Source organism: Thioalkalivibrio sp. ALE19 (genome assembly GCF_000428605.1).
GTDB lineage: Bacteria > Pseudomonadota > Gammaproteobacteria > Ectothiorhodospirales > Ectothiorhodospiraceae > Thioalkalivibrio.
In genome coordinates, this window is sequence record NZ_AUAG01000060.1 from 1 (window position 1) to 2,207 (window position 2,207).

At 67.9% G+C, this 2,207-nt stretch carries 3 protein-coding genes; all 3 read left to right on the top strand.

Annotation, left to right across the window (positions count from 1 at the left end; translation table 11 throughout):
• Positions 1-182 precede the first annotated feature (182 nt).
• The 3 genes from F787_RS0113950 (at position 183) to F787_RS0113960 (ending at position 2,047) form a co-directional block, all read left to right on the top strand.
• Complete coding sequence (locus F787_RS0113950; RefSeq protein WP_028492579.1) at positions 183-1,190, top strand: NAD-dependent epimerase; 1,008 nt, start codon at positions 183-185, stop codon at positions 1,188-1,190.
• 75 nt (positions 1,191-1,265) lie between these two features.
• Entirely contained in the window at positions 1,266-1,565 is a 300-nt protein-coding gene (locus F787_RS0113955; RefSeq protein WP_051076747.1) for a nucleotidyltransferase domain-containing protein, read from the top strand.
• The gene (locus tag F787_RS0113960; protein WP_028492580.1) at positions 1,562-2,047 is read left to right on the top strand and encodes a hypothetical protein; all 486 of its coding nucleotides are present in this window, start codon (positions 1,562-1,564) and stop codon (positions 2,045-2,047) included. Before F787_RS0113955 ends, F787_RS0113960 begins: the two co-directional genes overlap by 4 nt.
• Positions 2,048-2,207: the final 160 nt, after the last annotated feature.

The following is a 2,207-nucleotide window of genomic DNA, read 5'->3' on the forward strand; positions in this document are numbered from 1 at the left end:
CCGGCGCACCGGTAGGAGGCCAGCCCCCTGGCCGATCGGGGCCACGCCAACCCGCCGGGGCGGATCGGCCGGGGGGCCGGCCTCCTACGGGCCGGGGGCCGCGGACCCGCCGGGGCCCGCCGGGGCCCGGCGCCCCCAGCGGGGCGCGCGATAACCGAACAACAGGCGAACAAGGACACGTCATGAAGATTCTGATTACTGGAACGGCCGGGTTCATCGGCAATGCCCTGGCCCTGCGCCTGCTGGAGCGCGGCGACGAGGTCATCGGCGTCGACAACCTGAACGACTACTACGACGTCTCGCTCAAGAAGGCGCGCCTGGCCCGCATCCAGGACCACGAGCGCTTCACCGAGGAGCGCGTGGACATCGCCGACCGCGAGGCGATGCAGCGGGTGTTCCGCGAGCACCAGCCGCAGCGCGTGGTCAACCTGGCGGCCCAGGCCGGCGTGCGCTACTCGCTGGAGAACCCGGCCGCCTACATCGACACCAACCTGGTCGGCTTCGGCAACATCCTGGAGGGCTGCCGCCACAACGGCGTGGAGCACCTGGTCTACGCCAGCTCCAGCTCGGTCTACGGCGCCAACGAGGAGATGCCGTTCTCCGTCCACCACAACGTCGACCACCCGCTCAGCCTCTACGCCGCGAGCAAGAAGGCCAACGAGCTGATGGCGCACACCTACAGCCACCTGTACCAGCTGCCCACCACCGGCCTGCGCTTCTTTACCGTGTACGGCCCCTGGGGCCGGCCGGACATGGCGCTGTTCATGTTCACGCAGAAGATCCTCGCCGGCGAGCCGATCGACGTCTTCAACTACGGCAACCACCGGCGCGATTTCACCTACATCGACGACATCGTCGAAGGCGTGATCCGCACCCTGGACCGTCCGGCCCAGCCCAACCCCGAGTGGAGCGGGGCGCAGCCCGACTCCGCCACCAGCGCCGCCCCCTATCGCCTGTACAACATCGGCGCCCACCGCCCGGTGGAGCTGATGCACTACATCGAAGTGCTGGAAGAGAACCTCGCCAAGAAGGCCGAGAAGAACCTGCTGCCCCTGCAGCCCGGCGACGTCCCCGACACCTACGCCGACGTCGAAGACCTGCGCGCCGACACCGGCTACGAACCCACCACCAGCGTGGAAGAAGGCGTGGCCAGCTTCGTCGCCTGGTACCGCGACTACTACCAGGTCTGACCCGCCGCCGTTCGCGGATGGGGGCATCACCGTAGGAGCGGCCTCGGCCGCGAAGCCCCTGCTACAATCGGCCTCATGCGCCTGAGTCCGCAACATATACGAGCGATCCGCGACGTCGTGCGCCACGAATGCGGGCCCGACGCGCGCGTTCGCCTGTTTGGATCGCGGCTGGACGATACCCGACGTGGCGGGGACGTGGACGTGCTCGTCGAGCTCGAACAGCCGGTCGAGCGTCCCGCGGTGCTTGCCGCGCGTCTCTCGGCCCGGCTCAGCCGCCGGCTGGACGGGCGCTCGGTCGATGTCGTCCTGTCTGCCCCGAATCTGCCCCGCAGCGCCGTTCACCGCATGGCCGAACAGCAGGGACAGCTTCTGTGAACATCGACCCCGAACAGCTCGAGCGTCTCCGGTTTCTCGGTCGCGTGGTTCAGCGCGAACGCCAGCATCTGGAGACGACCGATCAACGCGTCTTCAGCGAGCCTTTCACCCCGGCCCGCGCGGGTGCACTGGCCGACAACGTCGACGAAGCCGAGCGTGTCGAAGCCTTCGTGAGCCGCTTCGGACGTCTGCAGGATACGCTGGGCGACAAGCTGCTGCCCGTGTACCTCGAGGCGCTCGGCGAACGCCTTGGCGCGGCGATCGACAACCTCGACCGGGCGGAAAAACTCGGGCTGATCCCTTCCAGTGATGAGTGGCTCGCGATGCGCAAGCTGCGCAATCAAATGGTGCACGAATACATCGAGGCCCCCACCACCCTGGCGGATGCGCTCCAGGCGGGCCACGAATTCGTGCCGACCCTGAGTGCCGTGGTGGACAACATCCTGGCCGACATGCGCGCCCGCGGCTGGGCGGCCCCGTAGGAGCGGCCTCGGCCGCGAACCGGCCTGTTCGCGTGCAAGCACGCTCCCACAGGCGGGTAGGAGCACCGTAGACATGATGGATTGACCTGCCCGACCTCGAGAGCGTGGGTTATGTTCTCGGGGTTGGGACAACCACCTTCAACACAGAGCCAATATCGAG

What these genes read in the sequence shown, in the direction of transcription:
- F787_RS0113950 (WP_028492579.1), top strand. Translation starts at nt 183, where the DNA reads ATGAAGATTCTGATTACTGGAACGGCCGGGTTCATCGGCAATGCCCTG.
- F787_RS0113955 (WP_051076747.1), top strand. Translation starts at nt 1,266, where the DNA reads ATGCGCCTGAGTCCGCAACATATACGAGCGATCCGCGACGTCGTGCGC.